Annotated in this window: 22 protein-coding genes, 1 pseudogene and 1 riboswitch; all 23 genes and pseudogenes read left to right on the top strand. The window is 46.4% G+C overall.

The window, feature by feature from the left end; genetic code table 11:
- The first annotated feature begins 472 nt into the window (after window positions 1-472).
- Window positions 473-1,657 carry an FtsW/RodA/SpoVE family cell cycle protein gene (locus tag ACTJKB_RS11705; protein ID WP_440834124.1) on the top strand — a complete coding sequence of 395 codons (1,185 nt, stop codon included), beginning with the start codon at window positions 473-475 and terminating at the stop codon, window positions 1,655-1,657.
- A 226-nt stretch (window positions 1,658-1,883) separates the two neighbouring features.
- The gene (locus ACTJKB_RS11700; protein WP_440834122.1) at window positions 1,884-3,050 is read left to right on the top strand and encodes an FtsW/RodA/SpoVE family cell cycle protein; all 1,167 of its coding nucleotides are present in this window, start codon (window positions 1,884-1,886) and stop codon (window positions 3,048-3,050) included.
- A gap of 172 nt (window positions 3,051-3,222) precedes the next feature.
- Window positions 3,223-3,903, top strand: coding sequence for a stage II sporulation protein R (gene spoIIR, locus ACTJKB_RS11695; protein ID WP_440834120.1), 681 nt, complete (start codon window positions 3,223-3,225; stop codon window positions 3,901-3,903).
- Between the two features lie 204 nt (window positions 3,904-4,107).
- Window positions 4,108-5,349: an L-threonylcarbamoyladenylate synthase gene (locus ACTJKB_RS11690; protein ID WP_440834118.1), complete on the top strand. Its 1,242-nt coding sequence runs from the start codon at window positions 4,108-4,110 to the stop codon at window positions 5,347-5,349.
- 145 nt (window positions 5,350-5,494) lie between these two features.
- Window positions 5,495-6,067, top strand: a complete 573-nt coding sequence (locus tag ACTJKB_RS11685; protein WP_440834117.1) for a manganese efflux pump MntP — start codon at window positions 5,495-5,497, stop codon at window positions 6,065-6,067.
- A gap of 60 nt (window positions 6,068-6,127) precedes the next feature.
- On the top strand, window positions 6,128-6,715 hold the full coding sequence (locus ACTJKB_RS11680; protein WP_074101958.1) for a low molecular weight protein arginine phosphatase: 588 nt from the start codon (window positions 6,128-6,130) through the stop codon (window positions 6,713-6,715).
- Between the two features lie 51 nt (window positions 6,716-6,766).
- Window positions 6,767-6,849: riboswitch (ZMP/ZTP riboswitch) on the top strand.
- Window positions 6,850-6,943: 94 nt separating this feature from the next.
- Window positions 6,944-7,597 carry a TIGR01440 family protein gene (locus tag ACTJKB_RS11675; protein WP_440834115.1) on the top strand — a complete coding sequence of 218 codons (654 nt, stop codon included), beginning with the start codon at window positions 6,944-6,946 and terminating at the stop codon, window positions 7,595-7,597.
- Between the two features lie 115 nt (window positions 7,598-7,712).
- Window positions 7,713-8,963, top strand: a complete 1,251-nt coding sequence (gene glyA / locus ACTJKB_RS11670) for a serine hydroxymethyltransferase (RefSeq protein WP_440834743.1) — start codon at window positions 7,713-7,715, stop codon at window positions 8,961-8,963.
- Between the two features lie 289 nt (window positions 8,964-9,252).
- Window positions 9,253-10,962 carry an ABC transporter ATP-binding protein gene (locus ACTJKB_RS11665; protein WP_440834113.1) on the top strand — a complete coding sequence of 570 codons (1,710 nt, stop codon included), beginning with the start codon at window positions 9,253-9,255 and terminating at the stop codon, window positions 10,960-10,962.
- A gap of 18 nt (window positions 10,963-10,980) precedes the next feature.
- On the top strand, window positions 10,981-11,685 hold the full coding sequence (locus tag ACTJKB_RS11660) for a S8 family serine peptidase (protein ID WP_440834111.1): 705 nt from the start codon (window positions 10,981-10,983) through the stop codon (window positions 11,683-11,685).
- Window positions 11,686-11,703: 18 nt separating this feature from the next.
- On the top strand, window positions 11,704-13,875 hold the full coding sequence (locus ACTJKB_RS11655) for a radical SAM peptide maturase, CXXX-repeat target family (protein ID WP_440834109.1): 2,172 nt from the start codon (window positions 11,704-11,706) through the stop codon (window positions 13,873-13,875).
- Window positions 13,868-14,164 (top strand): CXXX repeat peptide modification system protein, encoded by a 297-nt coding sequence (locus tag ACTJKB_RS11650; protein ID WP_046505996.1) that lies wholly within the window; start codon window positions 13,868-13,870, stop codon window positions 14,162-14,164. The genes ACTJKB_RS11655 and ACTJKB_RS11650 overlap by 8 nt, the downstream gene beginning before the upstream one ends.
- A 77-nt stretch (window positions 14,165-14,241) precedes the next feature.
- The gene (locus ACTJKB_RS11645) at window positions 14,242-14,406 is read left to right on the top strand and encodes an AC3_0185 family rSAM-modified Cys-rich RiPP (protein WP_082118155.1); all 165 of its coding nucleotides are present in this window, start codon (window positions 14,242-14,244) and stop codon (window positions 14,404-14,406) included.
- A 419-nt stretch (window positions 14,407-14,825) separates the two neighbouring features.
- A pseudogene (locus ACTJKB_RS11640) lies at window positions 14,826-16,018 on the top strand (transposase).
- 425 nt (window positions 16,019-16,443) lie between these two features.
- Window positions 16,444-17,073, top strand: a complete 630-nt coding sequence (gene upp / locus ACTJKB_RS11635) for a uracil phosphoribosyltransferase (RefSeq protein WP_036699222.1) — start codon at window positions 16,444-16,446, stop codon at window positions 17,071-17,073.
- Window positions 17,074-17,141: 68 nt separating this feature from the next.
- Window positions 17,142-18,296: a non-hydrolyzing UDP-N-acetylglucosamine 2-epimerase gene (gene wecB / locus ACTJKB_RS11630; RefSeq protein ID WP_440834106.1), complete on the top strand. Its 1,155-nt coding sequence runs from the start codon at window positions 17,142-17,144 to the stop codon at window positions 18,294-18,296.
- Between the two features lie 194 nt (window positions 18,297-18,490).
- On the top strand, window positions 18,491-18,745 hold the full coding sequence (locus tag ACTJKB_RS11625; protein ID WP_440834104.1) for an AtpZ/AtpI family protein: 255 nt from the start codon (window positions 18,491-18,493) through the stop codon (window positions 18,743-18,745).
- Window positions 18,738-19,115 (top strand): ATP synthase subunit I, encoded by a 378-nt coding sequence (locus ACTJKB_RS11620; protein WP_440834102.1) that lies wholly within the window; start codon window positions 18,738-18,740, stop codon window positions 19,113-19,115. Before ACTJKB_RS11625 ends, ACTJKB_RS11620 begins: the two co-directional genes overlap by 8 nt.
- A 30-nt stretch (window positions 19,116-19,145) precedes the next feature.
- Complete coding sequence (gene atpB, locus ACTJKB_RS11615) at window positions 19,146-19,988, top strand: F0F1 ATP synthase subunit A (protein ID WP_440834100.1); 843 nt, start codon at window positions 19,146-19,148, stop codon at window positions 19,986-19,988.
- A gap of 104 nt (window positions 19,989-20,092) precedes the next feature.
- Window positions 20,093-20,320 carry a F0F1 ATP synthase subunit C gene (atpE, locus tag ACTJKB_RS11610; protein ID WP_020426090.1) on the top strand — a complete coding sequence of 76 codons (228 nt, stop codon included), beginning with the start codon at window positions 20,093-20,095 and terminating at the stop codon, window positions 20,318-20,320.
- A 98-nt stretch (window positions 20,321-20,418) separates the two neighbouring features.
- Window positions 20,419-20,907: a F0F1 ATP synthase subunit B gene (gene atpF, locus ACTJKB_RS11605; RefSeq protein ID WP_440834098.1), complete on the top strand. Its 489-nt coding sequence runs from the start codon at window positions 20,419-20,421 to the stop codon at window positions 20,905-20,907.
- Window positions 20,904-21,455 carry a F0F1 ATP synthase subunit delta gene (locus ACTJKB_RS11600; RefSeq protein WP_440834096.1) on the top strand — a complete coding sequence of 184 codons (552 nt, stop codon included), beginning with the start codon at window positions 20,904-20,906 and terminating at the stop codon, window positions 21,453-21,455. Before atpF ends, ACTJKB_RS11600 begins: the two co-directional genes overlap by 4 nt.
- 11 nt (window positions 21,456-21,466) lie before the next feature.
- On the top strand, window positions 21,467-22,978 hold the full coding sequence (gene atpA / locus ACTJKB_RS11595; protein ID WP_440834094.1) for a F0F1 ATP synthase subunit alpha: 1,512 nt from the start codon (window positions 21,467-21,469) through the stop codon (window positions 22,976-22,978).
- Window positions 22,979-22,989: the final 11 nt, after the last annotated feature.

Genomic DNA, 22,989 nt, shown 5'->3' with positions numbered 1-22,989 from the left:
TCCCACTCAAAGTGACAGTTAGTGGGAATTCATCCACTTATATCGGATGAAATCAAAGCTATTCACTCTAGATAGCCAGATTAGTTCTACTTTTTCCCACTAATGACCTGGCGGAAGCCGATTACCGCTGATTTAGTTTTACTTTTTCCACTATATAGAGCGAACTTAAGAATCTAACCTTGCGATTTGGTGAATCCCTGTGATGAAAGGGGGGCCGTGTCGCTGTAGCTAATTTCTGCTTATTTAGACTATTAAGTATGCTTAAAGGTAAGGCATTCGTGTTACCTATTCCCGGATAGGTTGCGTTCTAATATGAACTAACTCTATGGTTTGGGCGGACATCCACCGCAGCGGAGCAGAACGATCCTCGTGAAAATTGTATTTTTGCTGCCCCTTCCTTTACAATAGAATAGACGGGCCCTCGGTGCAGACAGAAATTCAGAAGACCCAGTACGGAGTAAGGAGACAGATTATGCTTCAGAAGATTAAAAAGATCGACGGTGTCATCGTAATCATTCTATTGCTGCTGATGGTTGTCAGCATTTTTTCCATATACAGCGTCACGCATGGACGGGATAAGCTGGATGGGGCGCATCTCCGGATGATCAAGTTCTATGTGCTGGGCATTATTGCTTTTATCGGCCTGACTTTTGTGGATTATCGTTTGCTCGTGAAATATGCACTTTATGTGTATATTGCGGGAATAGGGATTCTGGTGCTGGTCAGCTTCATCGGCAAGGAGCAGAACGGGGCCCAGGGCTGGATTAAGCTCGGAGGGTTCAGTCTTCAGCCGGCGGAGCTATTCAAGTTGATATTGATTCTTTTCCTGGCGGCCGTGCTTGTCCGCAAGAACAAAAACAAACTGCTGTTCTGGCGGGATGTCGTCCCATTGGGACTGCTTACCATACTGCCGTTCCTGATCGTTATCAGCCAGAATGACCTAGGTAATGCCCTTTCCTATATCGTCATCCTGATCGGCCTGCTGTGGATCGGCAATATCAAGTTTACCCATGCACTGATTGGACTGCTGGTGATAGGCGGGACGGCAGCCGGGGGGATTATAAGCTATATTCACTACCATGATGAAATCAAGGATTTCCTTACCGATATCGGACGCTCCCACTGGGTGGAGCGCTTTGACCCGTGGCTGGTCCCTAATGAAGCGACTGCCAAAGCAAGCTACCATACCAAAAATGCCAAGCTGGCCATCGCCTCGGGAGGCATGAGCGGTGAGGGGTACATGGAAGGCAGCTCGGTGCAGACGGACCGGGTACCTTACACCTATTCCGATTCTATTTTTGTGCAGATTGCTGAGGAATTCGGCTTTGTTGGCTCGGCGCTGGTACTGCTTCTTTATTTTATACTGATTCACCGGATGATTCTGATTGCGCTGGAGTGCAAGGACCGGGGCGGACCCTTCCTGATCGTCGGCATTGTCGCCATGATGCTGTACCAGATCTTCGAGAATATCGGTGCATTCATCGGCCTGATGCCGCTGACCGGAATTACGCTGCCGTTCATTAGTTACGGGGGAACCTCACTGATGATCAATATGGCCAGCATCGGCCTGGTCATGAGTGTCCGCCTGCATGGTCAGGAAGTGGAAGAGGATCTGCCGAATCCGTCTTTATATCCCTCTCCGGCGAAGCAGGGATAGTTGTTTGGAAGATATACCTGGAAACCGCTGAAGCACATCTGATGATGGGCTCCGGCGGTTTTTTATTTTGCAGTGATGGTCTTGATGCCACACCAGGGATTTTATGGACGGTTTCTAAAAAATTGTATTTGTATTGCAGCTTGCTTTAAAATGGAAATTAACGGGTTTCTTCTGAATGTGTGCTCCAGCGGGAAACCGAATCCAGGTAGAGTTAGGGGCTAGCTCCATGCTGCAGAGGTTCAAAAAGATCGATGGTGTCATCGTCGTTGTTCTGCTTATGCTGATGGTCATCAGTATTTTATCGATATACAGTGTTACGCACGGACGAGATGACGACGGGCTGCACATTCAGATGCTGAAGTGGTATGGGCTGGGCTTTTTTGTGTTCTTCGGATTGTCCCTCTTTGATTATCGTCTTCTGGTCAAATATGCACATTATATCTATATGCTGGGCATAGTGATTCTGGTGGTGGTCAGCTTTTTCGGGAAGGTAAAGTACGGTGCGCGGGGCTGGCTGGAGGTAGGGGGATTAAGTGTTCAGCCGGCGGAGCTGTTTAAGCTGATTCTGATCCTTGCGCTGGCTGCACTGCTGGTCCGCAAAAATAAAAATGAGCTTCAGTTCTGGCGGGATGTCGTGCCGCTCAGTCTGATTGCGCTGCTGCCGTTTGTGATCGTCATCAGCCAGAATGACCTGGGCAACGCGCTAAGCTATATGGTCATCCTGCTCGGCTTGCTGTGGATTGGCCGGATTAAATGGTCTCATGCACTGATTGGACTGATTGTTGGGGGCGTAGCGGTGGGAGGGTTTATTTACAGCTACATTAATTATCATGAGCAAATGACCCACTTCCTCAGTGAAACCATTGGCCGCAAGCATTTTGTGGCCCGTTTTGACCCCTGGCTGGTGCCGGAGCTGGCAAGCAGCGACGACAGCTATCAGACACGCAATGCCAAAATAGCCATTGCCTCGGGCGGGCTCAGCGGGGAAGGCTATATGAAGGGCGGTTCGGTCCAGTCTGGTAAAATACCGGTGCTGTATACGGATGCGATCTTTGCCCAGATTGCCGAAGAGTTCGGTTTCGTGGGAGCGGCACTGCTCCTGCTGCTGTTTTTTATTCTCATCCACCGGATGATTCTGATTGCCCTGGAATGCAGTGACCGCGCCGGACCTTTTTTGATCATCGGGATTGTAGCCATGCTCCTGTATCAGATTCTTGAGAACATTGGCGCGTACATCGGCCTGATGCCTCTGACCGGAATAACGCTGCCGTTCATCAGCTATGGTGGGACCTCTGTTCTAATTAATATGGCCAGTATGGGCATTGCGATGAGTGTGCTGCTGTATGGTCAGGATGTAGAGGAAGACCTGCCAGCGCCGGTAGTGCATTTCTGAAGCCTGTAAAATTAATAGATTGATAGGTTTGCAGACTCTCCTTCCCGGGCATACTGGGGACATAAGCGTTTTTGAGGGAGAGGGGCTGCTGGAGATGGAACGGAACAAGACTGGAAAACAGGATTCCTTACGGGTAACTTTTAAGTATACTGCCATTTTAATTTGTTTTTTTATGGTTCTTATGATGGCCTGGGAAGGACAGAAAACCGATGCGGCTGTAGCGGAGGTGTCCATTCCACAGGATTCGATCCGGCTGCGGATTCTGGCGAATTCGGATGCGGCTGGCGATCAGCTGATCAAACGCCAGATCCGCGACCGTGTGGTCGACCAGATGAACGAGTGGGTGGCGTTGCTGGAAGATCCGCAGAGTCTGGAACAGGCCCGGACGCTGATCCGGAGCCATTTGCCGGAGCTTAATGCATTGGTGGCCCGGGAGCTGAATAAGCGGGGGATAGAATATGGCTATAACGTAGAGCTGGGTGTCGTCCCGTTTCCGACCAAAATGTACGGCGGCAAGGTCTATCCGGCCGGAGAGTATGAAGCGGTGCGCATCACGCTGGGCGCCGGCAAGGGACAGAACTGGTGGTGCGTGCTGTTTCCGCCGCTGTGCTTCATTGATGCAGGGTCCGGGGATGCAGCGGCACCTGCCGCGGCCAAAGCTAAGACCGCCTCGGCCGCAGCAGCTGGAGAGGGAGCCGAAGTGAAGACAGCGGATCAAGGGGTGGTAACCACAGCTTCTGTGAATACAGCGGTATCCGCTGCAAGCGGGGAAGCGGAAGCACCGAAGGTGCGGTTCTTCTTCTGGGAGCTGCTGGAGAAGTTATGGAGCTGGATCAGCGGATTATTCAGCTGAGATTCTATGAATCTATAACGGCCTATGTTACGATATAGTGTGAACTGAATCAGATTTCCTGCGGCGCCACCTGGTGGGGCCGCTTTTGTTGAACCTACGCTTTTGTTGAACCTATAAGAACATATATAAGGCTTTACATGCTGAGGCTATAAAGTCACCCTATGTAGAAAGCTTGTGATGAGAATGACAGAACCTCAAGATTCCATGTTTGCGGTCCAGCGCCGCAGCGGCCAAATCGAATCCACCCGGTATTGGAAGCTGTCTCCGGCAGAGGAAATTCGTACGGATTGCGTTCCTTATCCGCAGAGTACGGCAGACCAGGAAGCCATTGAAGAGGCGGCAGCTCTGCTGCGCGAAGGAAGTACCGTCGCGTTCCCGACCGAGACGGTGTACGGACTGGGGGCGGACGCCCGCAGCACAGCTGCGGTAGAAGCGGTTTTTGCCGCCAAGGGGAGGCCTTCCGACAATCCGCTGATCGTGCACATTGCCGAGTGGAGCGAATTGGACGGGCTGGTGACAGAGGTGCATCCTTTCGCGGCGGCGCTGATCGATGCTTTTTGGCCGGGGCCGCTAACTGTTGTACTGCCGGTCCGGCCAGACGTGCTGTCCCCACTGGTGACAGCGGGTCTGGATACAGTCGGCGTGCGCATGCCGGATCATCCGCTCGCTCTGGCGCTGATCCGCGCAGCAGGCTGCCCGGTGGCTGCGCCCAGCGCCAACCGCTCCGGGCGGCCGAGTCCAACGCTGGCCGCCCATGTGCTGGAGGACCTCGCCGGATACATCGGCGGGGTGCTTGACGGCGGCGCGGCCGGAGTCGGCCTGGAGTCGACCGTCGTGCAGGTGCAGCCGGACGGGACAGTCGCTGTGCTCCGTCCCGGCGGCATCACCGCCGAGCAGCTCGCGGCGGTGCTTGGTCCTGGGGCCGTCACCCCGGCCCCTGCCCCTGCCGTGGACGTTGCCGCCGGGGCTCCCGGCGCGTCCATGGACCCTGCGGAAGCGCCTGCGGCTGCTTCCGGCCATTCCCCCGGCGCGGCGCATGCCGCCGGGGACAATAGCCCGGCGCCGCGCGCGCCGGGCATGAAGTACACGCACTACGCCCCGCGCGGAGCGCTTGGCGTAGTGCGCGGGGCTTCCGCGCAGCGCGTGGCGGAAGCCGCCGCGGATCTGCTGCAGGCGGCGCAGCGCGCCGGCGAGATCACGGGCCTGCTCCTCTTCGAGGAGCACAGAGCCCTGTATCCCGCCAACGCGGCCGCCTGCGTGGTGTCCCTCGGCTCGCTGGCCTCGCCGGAGGAAGGAGCACGCTCCCTATATGCCGCGCTGCGGCGCTTCGATGAAGCGGGAGCGACCTACATTCTGGCCGAGGCCTGTCCGGATACCGGCCTCGGCGCAGCCATCATGAACCGGCTAATGAAAGCCGCCGGCGGAACCGTTATCGACGCGGGATAACCCTCGGGTGGCTTCATTGCCGTATACCCTGACTTGTAATGTGCCGGTATTGTACTCTCCCTGCGGATAGCGCACTACAGTCATGAATCCCCCCTTGTCCGCATATGGTTGTGGTACAAGACTTTCGGACTTTGGGGGTATGGGCATGGACATAGGGGGAGTATATGCTGGCTGGGGCCAAATAGTAACGATAGCCATTATGGCAATCGCGCTGGGGATGGACGCTTTTTCACTCGGTGTAGGCATCGGGATGAAGGGCATCCGTCTTTTGCATGTGCTGCAGCTCAGTCTCTTGATTGCTTTTTTTCATGTGCTGATGCCCCTGCTTGGCTTGTTCACCGGCAGCTATGTCGGACATTTCCTCGGACAAGTTACCACCTATGCAGCCGGAGGGCTGCTGGTACTGCTCGGCGGACACATGGTATTCAATTCCTTTCGGGCAGATCATACCCGAAATAATCCTGTGGATCACCGCAATTTCTGGGGGATGCTGCTGATTTCGCTCAGTGTGAGTATAGATTCATTTTCGGTAGGGGTTTCCCTTGGAATGTTTGTGAATAGCATAGTGTTAACCGTGCTCGCCTTTGGGGCCTGCGGGGGTCTGATGTCGATTTCCGGACTGCTGCTGGGAAGGAGAGTCAGCCGTGGGCTTGGTGATTACGGGGAGGCGCTGGGCGGGGGGATCCTGCTTGCGTTTGGCTTACTGTTCATCTTCTGATACAATTACGGCACAACAATATTTCATAAATCAATTTATTTGTTGATGGAGGTGGAAAGTATGCTGCATATTTTATTCGTCTGCACAGGAAATACGTGCCGTAGTCCTATGGCTGAGGGGCTTCTCCGGAAGCTTGCGAAGGAGCGGGGAATCGACGTGGAAGTGCGGTCTGCAGGCGTTTCCGCCATTTCCGGTACTTCCATATCCAGACATGCCGCGGCGATTCTGCGGGACGAAGGAGTTCATGATCATATCCAGTCCACGCAGTTGAGCGGAGAGACAGTAGCCTGGGCGGATCTGGTGCTTACCCTCACGGGAGGCCACAAACGCCACTTGCTGCAGTATTTTCCAGAGGCTGTTGCGAAGACATATACGCTAAAAGAATATGTCTACGATGAAGAAGCCGTGAACGCGGATATCCGCGAGCTGGATAGCCTGTATGCGGACGCCGAGCTTAGCCTTGCACTGGGAGCAGAACCGAAATCTGCTGATTTGCAGCGGATCATCGAAATCCGCCAACGGATTCCAAGCTTTGATATTTCCGATCCTTTTGGAGGTCCAAGGGAAGATTATGAGCTGGCCGCCGCCGAGATCCGTACAGCACTGTACAGTCTTCTGGATAAACTGGAGTCCTTACGCCGTTTGTAATGGTGGTTGATTTTTCGCAGCCATTCCTTTAAGATAAAATTAAATATTTTCCGGTTCCGGTGTAACTGGCGACAGATGTGGATCAAACCACGATGGAGCACTGGAATAAACGGCCGGTCGCCTGGGCAAAAGAGCACATCCGCAGTAGGTTGCGGACTGCTCTTTTTTGTTTAAAATGCAGGACTGCAGTTAGGTTAAGTTTCTACTTGCTTGAGGGAGGCGGAAGTGATGAATCAAGTCATGAAGCAAGACTCACGGGCGAATCAGGCATCTGGCCATCTATCCGGTGATGCTGGTCAATCGGCGGGAGCAGCGCTTTCTTTAACGGCCGCAACCGCTGCTGTAGTACGGGAGCTGTCAGAAGCCGGAAAGCTGGGCCCCGGGAAAATCCTAGTCGTTGGTGCAAGCACGAGCGAGGTAGCCGGGGTCCATATTGGTACTGGCGGTGCGCTGGAAGTGGCGCAGCAGTTGCTGGAGGGGATTGTTCAGGTAGCAGGGGAGAAGGGATTTCATCCGGTATACCAGTGCTGCGAACATTTGAACCGTTCGCTGGTGATGGAGCGTTCATTGCTGGAAAAGCTGGGGCTTAGGGAAGTATCGGCTGTGCCGATACCGGGGGCCGGCGGTTCTATGGCTGCGGCTGCTTATCGTTCGATGGACGATCCGGTACTTGCGGAGACAGTTGAAGCCCATGCCGGCCTAGATATCGGCGAGACATTGATCGGCATGCACTTGCGCCGGGTGGCGGTCCCTTTCCGGCCAAGCTTGCGTTACATTGGTTCGGCCCGGGTGAATGCTGCCTGGAGCAGACCTCCGCTGATCGGCGGGGAACGTGCGGTCTACCGTGCTCCGGAGACCAGCGGAGCAGGCAATTGCGATTAGTGCGCCTGAAATCTTTAAATGGTGGACAGACAGATGCATTTTTGCCGGAATGTCACTGAATATGGAGTTTGACTTTACACAACATAAACTAAAGAGCACTAGGGAGGAAATAAGAATCATGGAACAATTGCGTAAGAGTGACCCTGCAGTACTGGAAGCGATGGGACTGGAACTGAGCCGTCAGCGTGCCAACATTGAGCTTATTGCCTCGGAGAATATCGTCAGCGAAGCCGTAATGGAAGCGATGGGTTCTGTGCTCACGAATAAATATGCCGAAGGTTACCCCGGCAAACGGTATTATGGCGGTTGTGAAGATGTGGATATCGTAGAGAATCTGGCCCGTGACCGTGCCAAGCAGCTTTTCGGTGCCGATCATGCCAATGTACAGCCGCACTCCGGTGCCCAAGCTAATATGGCGGTATATCTTGCTGCGCTGAATCCGGGCGATACCGTTCTGGGGATGAACCTGGCGCATGGCGGCCATCTCACACACGGCAGCCCTGTGAATGCTTCCGGCCTCTTGTATAATTTTGTGGCTTATGGCGTGCAGGAAGATACCTTCCTGATTGATTATAATGAAGTGCGTAAGGCTGCATTCAAACACCGTCCCAAATTGATTGTTGCCGGAGCAAGCGCGTATCCTCGTACGATCGATTTTGAAGCCTTGGGCTCTATTGCGAACGATGTAGGTGCCTTGTTCATGGTGGATATGGCCCATATCGCCGGACTGGTGGCGGCCGGTCTTCACCCGAGTCCCGTTCCGCATGCCCATTTTGTAACCACAACCACGCACAAAACCCTGCGCGGTCCCCGCGGAGGTATGATTCTCTGCAGACAGCCTTGGGCAGCAGCGATCGATAAGGCCGTATTCCCGGGCTCGCAAGGCGGACCACTGATGCATGTGATTGCATCCAAAGCTGTTTCCTTTGGTGAAGCTCTTCAGCCTTCATTCAAAACCTATGCTGAGAATGTGGTGAAGAACGCCAAAGTGCTGGCAGAAACATTGATCGGTGAGGGAGTTAACATTGTATCCGGCGGTACTGACAACCACTTGATGCTGCTTGATACCCGCAATCTCAATATCACAGGCAAAGATGCAGAGAAAGTCCTCGATTCTATCGGTATCACGGTCAATAAGAATGCTATTCCGTTTGATCCTACCAGCCCTTTTGTGACAAGCGGAATCCGTATTGGTACACCTGCAGTCACTTCGCGCGGAATGGACGAGCAGGCGATGGTTACCATCGGCCGTATTATCGCCAACGTCTTGAAGAATCCTGCTGATGAAGGTAAGCTCGCTGAGGCTGCCCGTGAAGTCGCTGCACTGACGGAGCAATATCCGATCTATCCGGGCTTGCAGTACTAATTGGATCAAGCTAACTGTTGTGTATGAACACAGTATCGGTACAATATTTCCGTTATGAAGCTTGGAAAAAATAAATAATTACATGTAGGTTCCTTACCAATTACCGATTATTGAAGTAATCAGTAATTGGTGAGGTTTTTTATTTATGTTAATTATTGTATTGTAATAAATACTAAGAAAAACTTAAACATTCACACAAATGTAACTATATTACAAAACTTGATGTGGACAAAGTGGATAAATAAGGATATTGTTAGATTATAAGACATTAATTATAAAGGAGTGGAAGATGAATAAAATAAGCAATTTAGCGATTACTTTTAAAAAAACTTCTAAGTATATAAAAAAACACCAAACAACTTATTCTTTGAATTTAGTTCTGGTTATAGTTTCAGTTATTTTAAATCTAGTTCAACCTTTGATTTGGGCTAATACTATAGTCTCTATATTTAAAAGTGAATTCATAGAAGTATATAAATATTGCGCTTTTATGGTTGGATTTTACTTTCTGCAAGCATTGGTTAACTATGTACAATCGTTATTGGCTTCGCATTTGAGTGAAGAAATTACCTTCGACTTGAAAAGTGAAATGTATCACAAACTTATGGGATTACCTATGAAGGCATTTGATGATACCCCGGCAGGTGAATTGATATCAAGGTTACAATATGATCCTGAAGCTGTAGCGGATATTGTAATCAACAAGTTCACTTTATTATTAGTGAATATTTTAAAATTTTTGACTGTTATAGTTATAATGTTTTATTTACATATTGAGTTGACGCTGGTTACTTTAACTTTAGTTCCTTTTTCAATCGGGTTGTTTTTCTTTTCAGGCAGACTTATGAGGAAACAGATGATGGCGATATCGGTTTTGAAGGACAAGTTCTTTTCTCATATACAAGAGTCATTCACAGGAATCAAGACCATTAAAGGTCTAAACATTCAAGAAGTTAGAAAGCTTGAGTTTAATAACATTTTAAATATTCTAAAAAAGAAAAGTATTACGACCCGAAACTATTCAGCGTTGTCTCAGAATATTTCTCAATTCTTTATGTTTTGCACGCAAGTAGCAATTATTCTTACAGGATCTTTATTTGTATTAAAATATAAAACGCTTAATATTGCATTTTTTCTAGCTTTTAATAATTATTCCTCTCAATTCACATCTTCTGTAATGGAAATAATGGGATTAAACTCGAGTTTGCAGCAAATGGCAGTATCTATTCAACGCATATTACATTTGCAAGAAAATTTTGACTTAAAAGAAGAAACATCAGGTGACATACATAAAATCTTGACGGGAAGGGTGAAATTCATAAATGTGAGCTTTGCCTATGATATAAGAACTCCTGTGTTTAAGAATATAAATGTTGAAATTTATCCTAATAGTATGAATGTGATTATAGGACCAAGTGGGGGAGGTAAAACAACCTTTTTAAATTTGCTCCTTCGATTCTATCAACCATCCTCTGGGCTTATAGAAATCGATGATATTGATATAGATGATCTCAGTGTATTAACAATTGGTGAGGGGATATCAATAGTAGCGCAAGATTCATTTTTTTTTAATGAAACCATATTAAATAATTTGTTACTGGTAAATGCAGACGCTTCGTTAGAGGAAGTATATATGATTTGTGCACAAGCGCATATTCATGATTTTATCATTACACTTCCCGAGGGGTATTCGACAGTTATTGGGGACGGAGGTTCCAATTTATCGGGAGGACAGAGACAGAGACTTGCGGTTGCAAGGGCACTTTTGAAAAAATCTAAAATACTATTATTTGATGAACCTACCTCTTCTTTAGATAGAGAATCGCAACAATTTATTAATGAGATAATGCTTAATCTTTCGAGAGAACACACGGTAATTGTAATAACTCACAATTATTCGAATTTACACAATGCTGATCGTATTTTCTATATTAACAATGGAGAAATAATTGAGTCTAAAGAAGATGAAATTAATTTAGTTAATGCGAGGTATGTTTAAGTTAGGAGGTTGTTGTTTATGGTCACATCCGATAACGATCGCCAAAATATCCATATATCAATAATTGATAGCGGAATTGATGTGAGTAAACTAGCTCTTAACTGTTATGTGGCTACATCCTTCAATTATTGGATTGATGAAAAAGGTCATGTGGATTTCAAGTGTGCGGCTAACTGTTCAAATGACCATGGAACGATTATAGCAATTGCAATAAGGCATATCCATGAAAGTGTGAGATTTAATAGTCACAACATACTTGACAAAGATTTAAAATCGGACGGTCGAATCCTAATATCGGCTTTAAAACATGCAATTGAAGAAAATCCTGACATTATTCATATGAGCTTAGGAACAAGTAAATTGAAGTATTACTTACCTTTAAAAATTTTAATTAGAAGAGCCTGTAAAAAAGGAATAATAATAGTTTCTGCGGCCTCGAATACGGGAAAGATATCTTTTCCTTCGAACTTTAAAGATGTTGTTTCTGTAAAAGGAGATGGAGATATTAATTGCAATCAATATGATTTCAGAGAAGGGTATTTTATTGCTTCGAATAATGTTATGGATATTCCCAATATAAAATACATAGACAACTACGAAAATTATAGAGGAACAAGTATGGCAGCAGCATATATAACGGGTCAAATAGCGAAAATAAAAAGTGAAAGGGGGGGGGAGGCTAGAAATATAGGTGTTTTATTGAAAAGAAAAATAAATATTTAACAAATGGAGGTACTCATGATGACTGTTATTCCATATCAAATGGGCGAGTTTACAAAGGATTGGAGAGATAGTGAGGCCCAGGTAGTAACTTTTTGTATTACTGAAGATTGTAATCTTGCCTGCAAATATTGTTATATTGTTGGAAAAAATACAACCAATAAAATGAGCTTTGAAGTTGCTCGTGACGCGGTTGATTTTATATTAAGAAACTCGGAAGGTTTTAGACATGATGCCGTAATATGGGAATTTATAGGTGGAGAGCCATTTCTTGAGATCGATCTTATTGATAGGATTTGTGATTACATTAAGGTTCAAATGTTTACCTTAGAACATCCCTGGTTTGGAAATTATAGATTTAGCTTCTCATCAAATGGGATATATTATGGAACTCAAAAAGTACAAAATTTTATTAAAAAAAATCGTCATAAAGTAAGTATTGGAATAAGCGTTGATGGAAACCAAAAAAAACATGATCTGCAGCGAATATTTCCAGATGGAAGAGGATCGTATGATTTAGTTGTGAAAAATGTACCCTTATGGCAAGAACAATTTCCGAATACACATACCAAAGCAACATATTCCCATGAAGACATTCCCTATTTAATGGACAGTGTAATAAGTCTGTGGAATTTAGGAATTAAAGATGTATCTGCCAACATTATTTATGAGGATGTTTGGCATGAAGGAGACGAATTGATTTTTGAAGACCAATTGAAGAAATTAGCTGATTACATTTTAGAAAATGATCTTTGGATAGATCATAAAATTAGGTTCTTTCAAAAAGGATCGTTTGGGTTGCCCTTTACCGAAGAAGATCTAAATTCTACTTATTGCGGTACTGGGAATATGGTTGCAATAGACTATCAAGGAAAGCTCTATCCCTGCCTAAGATTTGTTGATTATTCATTGAATAATAGAGAAGGTTATTCAGTTGGAGATATATATTCGGGATTTAACCGGGATAAATTGAGACCCTTTGAAGTCCTGACAATAAGAAATCAAAGTCCAAAGGAATGTATTGAGTGCAGTGTTGCTAGTGGCTGCTCCTGGTGTGTTGGGAACAATTACGATGTAGCTGATTCAGGGACTATATTTAAAAGAACTACATTTAATTGTGAGATGCACAAAGCAAATTGTCGTGCTAATGATTATTTTTGGAGTAGATTTGAAGAAAAAACTGGTATGACTGTAGATAGAAAAAAAGGAAGATTACATAATACTAGGCAGAATTATCTTCAAATTATTCTCTCAACAGACGCTTCATTCAATTGTTTAGTACCAGAGAATAATAAAGAAGTCACCTATATGGAAGAGGATATTTATTTTGCAGGGTTGGAGTTCTGTGAAAGAAATAATTTGATCCCGGTTTTAGTAGGTGAAATCCCGTCTAGCAAGTCGAATAGGAGTGCTTTAAGAGTTGGGGGGAGCTATAATTCTGAAAATCCAGAAAATTCAATTATAGTATTTGATCATAGTGTTAAACAGTTGGATATGATCATTCCTGCCAAGAGCAAAAATTGTATTCTCATTATAAGTAAAAATGAGATAAGTGAATTAACTCAGTTAATAGTGAAAATAAATCTCAAATTCTCTAGAGTAAACCTGGTTATTTCTGATCTAGAACAATGGAGTCAACAAGATTTGGATAGTTATGATAATGAATTGCAAAAATTATCTGAATTTTTACTTTCAAGCTATTCTAGAATCGGGGAACCATTAGAATTAAACGTGCTCACCGACATATTGCATCTAGATAAAATGTCTAATTGTGATGCAGGGGAACACACCTTTACTCTTGCACCTAACGGGAAGTTTTATACTTGTCCTGCATTTTACTTTGAAAATGAGAAAAATTTTATAGGTGATCTTACAATAGGGATAGATATAAAAGATAAAGAAATGCTGAGTGTTGAAAAATCACCTATCTGCAACTCATGCGATGCCTATCATTGCAGCAGATGTAAATATTTAAATAAAAAACTAACCTCCCAAATTAATATACCGTCAAAGATTCAATGCACGATTAGCCACATTGAACGTAATAATTCTCATAAACTCAAGCTGATGATGAATGAAAATGGATTTATTGTACACAACAACTTTGAGAAAGTTAACTATGTTGATCCGCTTGAATTAATACTTTCTAAGAGAAATAATACCAAATTAAAAGGGAGTGAAATTAATGTCTAATGAAAAAGTAGGTATAGTTTCAGAGCAGGAAAAAGATGAAATATTGAATCTGTATGAAAGAAAGACTGCTCTTCAAGAATTGTTTTCCTCTTTACCTTGTTTGAATAATGATATTGCAGAAATAGAATTAATATATGAAAAGATTGTAGCTGACTTAGGAAAAACAACGGTTAAACTTGAACACTGGTGGAGTGAGAAGGCTCGTAAGTATACTTGGAAATCATCTGCAAACGGAAGTTGGAAAATAGATTTTAATACAAATGAGATTTTTTTGATCAAAGTTGAATAAATGATTGTTCTAGAGGTGGAATCAAATCCATTGATCACCAATCATTTAGCAAAACTTTAAAAAGGAGGTGAGAGAGAATGCGCCATTTGTTTTCTAAAACAAGTAACTCAAGAAGCGATGTGCAGGGATATGCATGCGGAACTTGTACATGGGGAAGTTGCGTAGGTGGCTGCAATACGAACTGCAATTGGTCCTGTAGTATTGGTTGTTTAACAAATTGTAGCGGGAAAGTAATATGGTAGTTTAGAAATTATTCATTGCAAGTATTCACAAGTAGTTTGAATAAAAATGCTCTAAGGATATTGATATCAAGGGTTAACCGGGTTGCTGGTTAGCCCTTTTCAATTTGCCAACTATGATATTCTTTTTAAGAAGTTTTGTCTTACAAAAACGATGTAATGGAGAATGTAATCCGGATATTAAGGATGTTATTCCCAAGTTTATAATTGAGCACAAAAGTAAAGCCTAGACGTATACAAATAATTTAACTAAAAAAGAGGTTCAGGAAAAATGGATATCTCATTAAATTGTTAAATGAACATTTTGCATTAATCTAAGTCCTTGCTAGACAAGGGAATTTCGAGCATGAAAAAGGACTTCACCCCAGCTTGGAGAAGTTTTCAAGTGACCAAACGAGAAAACCCAAGGGAGTGAAGTCACTATGTATATTCTCCAAGAAAGTCTATTTTCCTTTGAGGAGCTTCAAAAAATCGAATCGAAAGAACGACTCCCCATCTTTTTCAGCGCTCTAGACTTGAGACCGTATGCGAGACAATTAAGAAATTCTTCACCCCGGGGAGCGGACGGACACTGCCGTCAAGGTATTCTTCGCGCCTTACTCGCGGCTCCCTTAGAGAATATCGATACGTTCACCGGCCTAGCGCGCAGACTGGAGTTTGACCTTCGTTTCCGTTACCAATGTGGACTTCGGCTGGACATCCCCGCCCCATCGATTTCTACGTTAAGCCGGGTGTTTGCCGAGTTGACTCGCAAAAGCCTTGCCCAGCAGTTGTTTGAGGATCTCGTCGCTCAGTGTCAAGAAGCTGGAATCATCGACGGAACTCATGTCGCCATCGACAGCGCAACCATTCACGCCTACGAGAAAAAAGAACCCAAGCGAAAAAGCGAACTCACCGGCAATGCCAACTGGGAGTTAAACTCGATACGTTTGGCAACAAAGTGAAGTGGTTTGGCTATAAGCTGCATCTGGCCGTCGATGCCAAAAGTGAACTTCCTCTGGCACTCCAGGTGACCCCTGCCCATGTGAACGACGGAGACGAAGGGCCTGCGCTCATAACGCTTGTTGCTGCGAAATTCATAGTGAAATTCTTAATGCTGGATGCGGGCTACGACCAAATGAAAAATTACGAGACGGCGCGGAGAGTCGAGGCACAGGCAATTATTCCACTGAATCCACGAAATGAAAAGGAACCCCCTGCAGGCATGACAAGTAAAGGGACACCTTGCTGTTCGATGGGGTTTCCAATGACGTATTGGGGACAGGAAAAGGAACGTTTGAAGTTTCGTTGTCCGCATGCAACTGGGAAAGTGGATTGTCCTTTAGGCATGGCGGCTTGTTCCACATCCAATTATGGGATGGTAGTCAAGGTCGACACTCAGCAAGACCTTCGCCGCTATGCGATGCCGCACCGGGAAAGTCGGGGCTGGAAGGAACTTTACAACAAACGAACCAGTGTAGAACGCTGCAATTCAAGAATGAAGACCTATCTAACCGCAGACCAATTGCATGTTTGGGGCATTCAAAAAGTAACGACTCACCAATATTTGAATGCCATTGTGCTGCTTGCTTCTACGCTCGCTGTATCGAGAAAAAGTGTCGTAACTGCCGCCTAAAATTTATCCCTTCCGTAAATTCTGCCCGTCTGTGTGCTCTTCTTTTCTTAAAACCTTAATTTAATATGCAGTATAGCCTTATCTTTTTCCTGGAAAATGAATTATGCAAAATGCTCAAATAAATGTTCACAGAAAAGGAGTGTAATTAAACTGATTCATTCTGAGAAATATACATATTGTTCATGGAATTTTCGATAAAAATAGTGAAAAAAATGTGAATTTCATGAAAGTGAAGAAAAAACAATGAAAACTTTGACTTTTTTATTAAGCGTATTTAACTATTCACAGATATATTTCTGATAGCATGTATATTTCGCTGGATGAAATGCATCTCTAAGGATGATATAATAGACAAGATTTAGCCAGAGGAGAAGCAAAAGCGCTTTCTGCAGCTAACAAGACTTATAATTACCGGAGGGACAAGAATGGGAAAATTGGTGATTTGCGATCATCCTTTGATTCAGCACAAACTGACATTTATCCGCGATGTGCGGACCAACACGAAAGAGTTCAGAGAACATGTGGATGAAGTGGCTACACTCATGGCCTATGAGATTACACGCGATATTCCCCTGGAGACAATTACTGTACAGACGCCAGTGGCTGAGACACAGAGCAAAGTAATTTCGGGAAGAATGCTGGGGCTGATTCCGATTCTCCGCGCCGGCCTTGGAATGCTTGAAGGGGTTCTAAAATTGCTTCCGGCAGCCAAAGTGGGACATGTTGGCCTGTTCCGTGATCCAGATACACTGCAGCCTGTAGAATACTACATTAAGCTTCCTACGGATGTGCAGGAACGTGAGCTGATCGTTATCGATCCGATGCTGGCGACCGGGGGTTCGGCCATTGCGGCAATCACCTCGCTGAAGAACCGCGGATGCACCCAGATTAAGATGATGAACCTGATAGCTGCTCCAGAAGGTGTTGCTGCTGTACAAGCTGCCCACCCCGATGTTGATATCTATGTTGCTGCGCTGGATGACCATCTGAATGATCACGGCTACATTGTACCGGGACTCGGAGATGCCGGTGACCGTCTGTATGGAACCAAGTAAACATAATTAAGTAACAGTAGTAGCGAACAAAGAAAATACTTAAGTATTTTGAAGAGAGGGTAGGGGTTATGTCCAAAATTAAAGTGATGACGATTTTCGGAGTGCGCCCCGAGGCGATCAAAATGGCGCCTTTGGTTCTGGAGCTTGCCAGACATCCCGAACATATTGAATCCGTGGTTTGCGTAACAGCGCAGCATCGCGAATTGCTGGACCAGGTCCTTGAGGTCTTCAAAATCACTCCTGATTATGATCTGGATGTGATGAAGGAACGCCAGACGCTGAACGAAATTACCATTCGGGTGCTGGAGGGACTGGAACCGGTGCTTCGGGAAGCTAAGCCGGACCTTGTGCTGGTGCATGGCGATACACTTACCACCTTCCTTGCCAGCTATGCCTCCTTCCTGCAGCAAATTCAGGTAGGGCATGTAGAAGCAGGACTTCGGACCTGGAACAAGCTGTCCCCTTATCCTGAAGAAATGAACCGTCAGTTGACGGGAGTTCTTGCAGACCTACACTTTGCTCCGACCGACTGGTCAGCAGGCAATCTGAGACACGAGAATAAAAAAGAATCAAGTATTTATATCACAGGCAACACCGTAACCGATGTGTTTCAATATACCGTACAGCCGGACTACCGGCATCCTGTGCTGGATTTTGCTTCAGGAAAACGACTTATTTTAATGACGGCGCACCGCAGAGAATCCCAAGGCGAACCGCACCGTCATATTTTCCGTGCTGTCAAAAGAATCGCTGATGAATTTGAAGATGTAGCCATAGTTTATCCTGTGCATCCGAGTCCTGCAGTCAAGGAACCGGCACATGAGATACTCGGCGGACACCCTAGAATCAAGCTGATTGATCCGCTGGATGTCGTTGACCTGCATAATTTTTATCCGCATACCCACCTGATATTAACCGATTCCGGCGGCCTGCAGGAGGAAGCTCCCTCCTTTGGAGTTCCTGTGCTTGTGCTGCGTGATACAACCGAGCGCCCGGAAGGGATCGAGGCCGGAACACTGGAGCTTGTGGGGACGGACGAGGAGAAGGTGTATCAACGGACACATGCGCTTTTGACTGATCAGGACCTCTATCAGTCGATGAGCCGGGCCGCCAACCCGTATGGAGACGGTAAAGCCTCTGAAAGAATTGTCAATGCGATTTTGCATCATTTCGGTGTTGTTGAAGCGCGTCCGGAAGAGTTTCACAGAATGTTCACAAAGTGAACAACGAGGCTTGAAATCAATATTCTGAATACACCAAAATCAACATACAGTAAAACTGTACGGTTTATATGGTTTTGGAATCTTTTGCTGTGATTATTTTCATACTTTCATCCGAAAAAGCCCTGATTTGCGCTGGATTGACAAACTCTTGTAACATTCAGTAAAATGAATGGGACTTCTAAGGATGTGTTGAAATGAAGGGCCCTGATAAGCCTGAAAAACCGCATAAACAAACGGGTCATGCGCTTAAGGCCATGAGTCTTGTCAGCGCTGTCGGGATCAATTTGGCCGCCTTTACATTGGGCGGTTATTTCTTGGGGGCATGGCTCGACAAGAAATGGAACAACTCCGGTCTCGGTGTGGCGCTTGGGGTCGTTTTGGGTGTGCTGTGCGGGATAGCTGGTGTCATCTTCATTATTAAAACTGTCATGGAGGAAAGTGATGGATGATTTGTCTCGATACCGCAAGGTATTGGCATTGGCGACACTTTGCTTCGTGGTTGTATGCGTTCTGGCTGCGTCTGTACTACCGGATTTTCGGAATATAGGCTTCGGTATGGCGCTCGGCGGAGCCATTGGCTGCATTAATGTGACCTACCTGGGCTACAAAGTCCGGCAAGTAGCGGATACCATGGCAGGTGAAGGCAAGAGACGTGTAAGCCTGGGATATCTGACACGTGCTGCACTTAGTCTCTTGGGTGTAATGGTAGCCTTTAAAGTCCCGCAGGTATTCAATATGGTTGCGGTGGCTGGCAGTTTGCTCTTGGCTCCAATTCTTCTTATTATAATAGGAATTGGGTTTTCGCGTAGAGAAAGTTAAAGGCTGCAACGGAGAAAGGGGTGAGAAAAAATGCATAAATCACCAATTATTGAACTGGCCGGTTTTCAAATTGACCTTTCTATCGTGTTTATGCTATTAGTGACCTGTACCATTGTTTTTGTGCTCGCGCTTCTGGCAACGCGGAATTTATCGGTTGAGAATCCCGGCAAACTGCAAAATTTCTTGGAATGGGCGGTTGAATTCGTACAGGGTCTGATTTCAAGTACAATGGACCTCAAAAAGGGCAAACCTTTCCTTTCTCTGGGTCTGGCACTGATCATGTTTTTGTTTGTGGGCAACCTCCTCGGACTTCCGTTAGGAATTGTCACGGATTATCATGATGCGGAGCATGCCAAAGTGTTTGGCAAGGAGATAGTTTCCGTAACCAAAGAACTGGACAAACTCCATGCTGATGCTGAATCGGGAACTGTTTCTTCCGACACCCATGAAGAGGTTGAAGTAGGCGTCGCTTGGTGGAAATCTCCTACAGCTGACCCTGCGGTAGCAATGGGACTTGCGGTTATGATTTTCCTGATGACCCACATTGTGGGCATGACGCGTAATACCAAAAACTATTTCAAACACTATTTTGAACCTTACCCATTCTTCTTCCCGATCAATTTGATTGAGCAGGTATCGAAGCTGCTGACACACGGCATGCGTCTTTTCGGTAATATCTTTGCCGGCGAGGTTCTGATATCCGTTATCCTCAAATTAGCGGCGCTGGGTGTAGGGGGCTGGATTGCTTCTGTGCTTGGCCTGATTGTGTGGCAAGGGTTCAGTATATTCATCGGTACCATCCAGGCTTTTATCTTCGTTATGCTGACCATGGTGTATTTCTCGCAAATGCTTGAAACCCATGATGAGCACTAGATGCAAATGATGTACGAATGCAAGATTTATGCCAAGTCGGAAGCACTTTTCGAGTCTGGCTCATTAATACACACTAAAACATATCTTTGAGGAGGATTTACACAATGGGAGTTATGGCTTATTTGGCAGCTGCAATTGCAGTAGGTTTGGGAGCACTTGGTGCCGGTATTGGTAACGGTCTGATTGTCAGCAAAACAGTAGAAGGTATCGCCCGTCAACCGGAAGCGAAATCCACTCTGCAGACTACAATGTTCATCGGGGTCGCACTGGTAGAAGCCCTGCCGATCATCGGTGTAGTACTTGCTTTCATGTTCTACGTTGGAGCAGCTTAAGATTTACAAATGTTTGGCGGGGAAGGCAAAAGCCCTCCGCGCCTTCTTTTTAGAAAAGACCTAAGATATGAACGTGCAACAGAAAGGAGTGTCTAACATTGTCTTTTGTATGGGAATCTTCCGTGTTGGCAATTATTGCCTTCGGGATTTTATACTTTTTGCTCAACAAGTATGCTTTCGGGCCGTTGTTTTCCGTTATGGAGAAACGCCGCGAGCTCGTGCTGCAGCAGATGAATGAAGCTGCTCAGACCCGCGAACAGGCTGTTTCTTATGTCGAAGAGCAGAAACAGGCGCTTCAAACTGCCCGCAAAGAGGCTCTGGAGATTATAGAGCAGTCCAGACAGACCAGCAGCAAGCAAACTGAACAGTTGATCGGTCAGGCTAAGGTCGAGGCTTCACGCATTAAGGACGAGGCAGTCCGTGATATCCAGAACGAGAAGAACAAAGCGGTTGAAGAACTGCGCGGCGAACTTGGAGCGGCATCTGTCAAAATCGCGTCCAAGCTGCTTCAAAAGGAAGTCAGCACCGATCCTGAACAGGAAGCGCTTGTTGACCAATACCTTAAAGAGGTTGGAGGCCGGTCATGAGTCAGGCTACGATAGTCGCCAAAAGATATGCGAAGGCATTGTTCGAGGTTGCTTTTGAAGAACGGCAGACCCTGGAAATCGAAGAGGATCTGAAAAGCCTGGTTACTGCACTGAATTCGGATGCAGAGCTGCAGAGATTTATCAGCTCTCCGCGAATCTCCGGTGACGACAAGCTTGCCGTGTTAAAAAGAGCGTTGGAAGGCAAGCTGTCGGGGGCGGTTATCAACACTCTGGAAATCCTGATGAAGCGGGGTAGAATGGATATCCTTCCGGATCTGCTGGACAGCTATATCAAGATTGAAGGAGATAGTCTTGGTCTGGCAGATGCCACCGTCTATTCAACCTATTCGCTCAGTAGTAGCGAGTTAACCCAGGTTGCCGAGGAATTCGGCCGTTTGTCGGGCCGGAATATCCGTATCACAAATGTGGTTGATAAGAGCTTGCTTGGCGGACTCAAGGTCATCATCGGCGATACGCTGTATGACGGCAGCTTGTCCGGCAAACTTACGCGTCTTGAGAAATCTTTTAATGATAAGCATAGAAGATAGGGGTGAGGATATTGAGCATTAGACCTGAAGAGATCAGCAGTTTGATCAAAAGTCAAATTGAGCAATATAAAGCCGATATCGAAGTGGCCGAAATCGGCACCGTCATTCAAGTCGGCGACGGTATCGCCCGTGTCTACGGTCTGGAAAACGCGATGGCAGGGGAACTGCTGGAGTTCTCCAACGGAGTAGTGGGCATGGCGCTCAACCTGGAAGAAAGCAACGTAGGTGTTGTTATCCTGGGTGAGTACACGGAAATTCGTGAAGGCGATCAAGTAAAACGTACAGGGCAAATCATGCAGGTTCCCGTGGGCGAAGCCCTGCTGGGCCGTGTAGTGAACGCATTGGGTCTGCCGGTAGACGGCAAGGGTCCGATTGCAACAACGGAATTCCGTCCGGTGGAAAACAATGCACCAGGCGTTATCGACCGTAAATCGGTGCATGAGCCTATGCAGACCGGTCTTAAGGCCGTCGATGCGATGGTGCCAATCGGCCGCGGACAACGCGAGCTCATCATCGGTGACCGTCAAACGGGTAAAACTGCGATCGCCATTGATGCAATTATCAACCAAAAAGGCAATGGCATGAAATGTATCTATGTTGCCATCGGCCAGAAGCAATCCACAGTAGCACAGGTTGTTGAAACCCTTCGCCGCCACGGCGCGCTGGATTATACAATCGTTGTAACCGCGTCGGCCTCCGAGCCTTCACCGCTGCTGTATATCGCTCCATACGCAGGCTGCGCAATGGGCGAATATTTCATGTATAAAGGCGAACACGTTCTTGTAATCTATGATGACCTTTCGAAGCAAGCCTCTGCTTATCGCGAATTGTCCCTGCTGCTCCGCCGTCCACCGGGCCGCGAAGCGTTCCCTGGTGACGTATTCTATCTGCACTCCCGTCTGCTGGAACGTGCGGCTAAGCTTAGCGATGAGCTTGGTGGGGGTTCATTAACCGCTCTGCCTTTCATCGAAACACAGGCCTCTGACGTATCAGCGTACATTCCTACGAACGTAATCTCGATTACAGACGGTCAAATCTTCTTGGAATCCGACCTGTTCAACTCCGGTCAACGTCCGGCGATCAATGTGGGTATCTCTGTATCCCGTGTTGGTGGTTCGGCACAGATCAAAGCGATGAAGAAGGTTGCCGGCTCACTCCGTCTGGATTTGGCTCAATACCGCGAACTTCAGGCGTTCTCCCAGTTCGGTTCTGATCTCGATAAATCTACGCAGGCCCGCTTGAACCGTGGTGCGCGTATGATGGAGATTCTGAAACAGGGCGTTAACCAGCCGCTCTCCGTTGAGCATCAGGTTATCAGCTTGTATACCGCTGTCAAAGGCCATTTGGATGATATTCCTGTCAAAGACGTTAGACGTTTTGAAAAGGAATTCCTGGCTTATGTAGATAGCAATGCAGCTGATATTGCTAAATCCATTACCGACACCAAGGATTTGACTGCTGATAACGAAGCCGCCCTTAAGGGAGCTATCGACAAGTTCAAAAGAGGCTTCGCAACCAGCTAAGCTCTACAGTC

The organism is Paenibacillus sp. 22594 (assembly GCF_052044425.1).
Taxonomy (GTDB): domain Bacteria; phylum Bacillota; class Bacilli; order Paenibacillales; family Paenibacillaceae; genus Paenibacillus_AQ.
The sequence above is the reverse complement of the archived record's forward strand: the minus strand, read 5'-3'. Positions and strand labels throughout refer to the sequence as shown.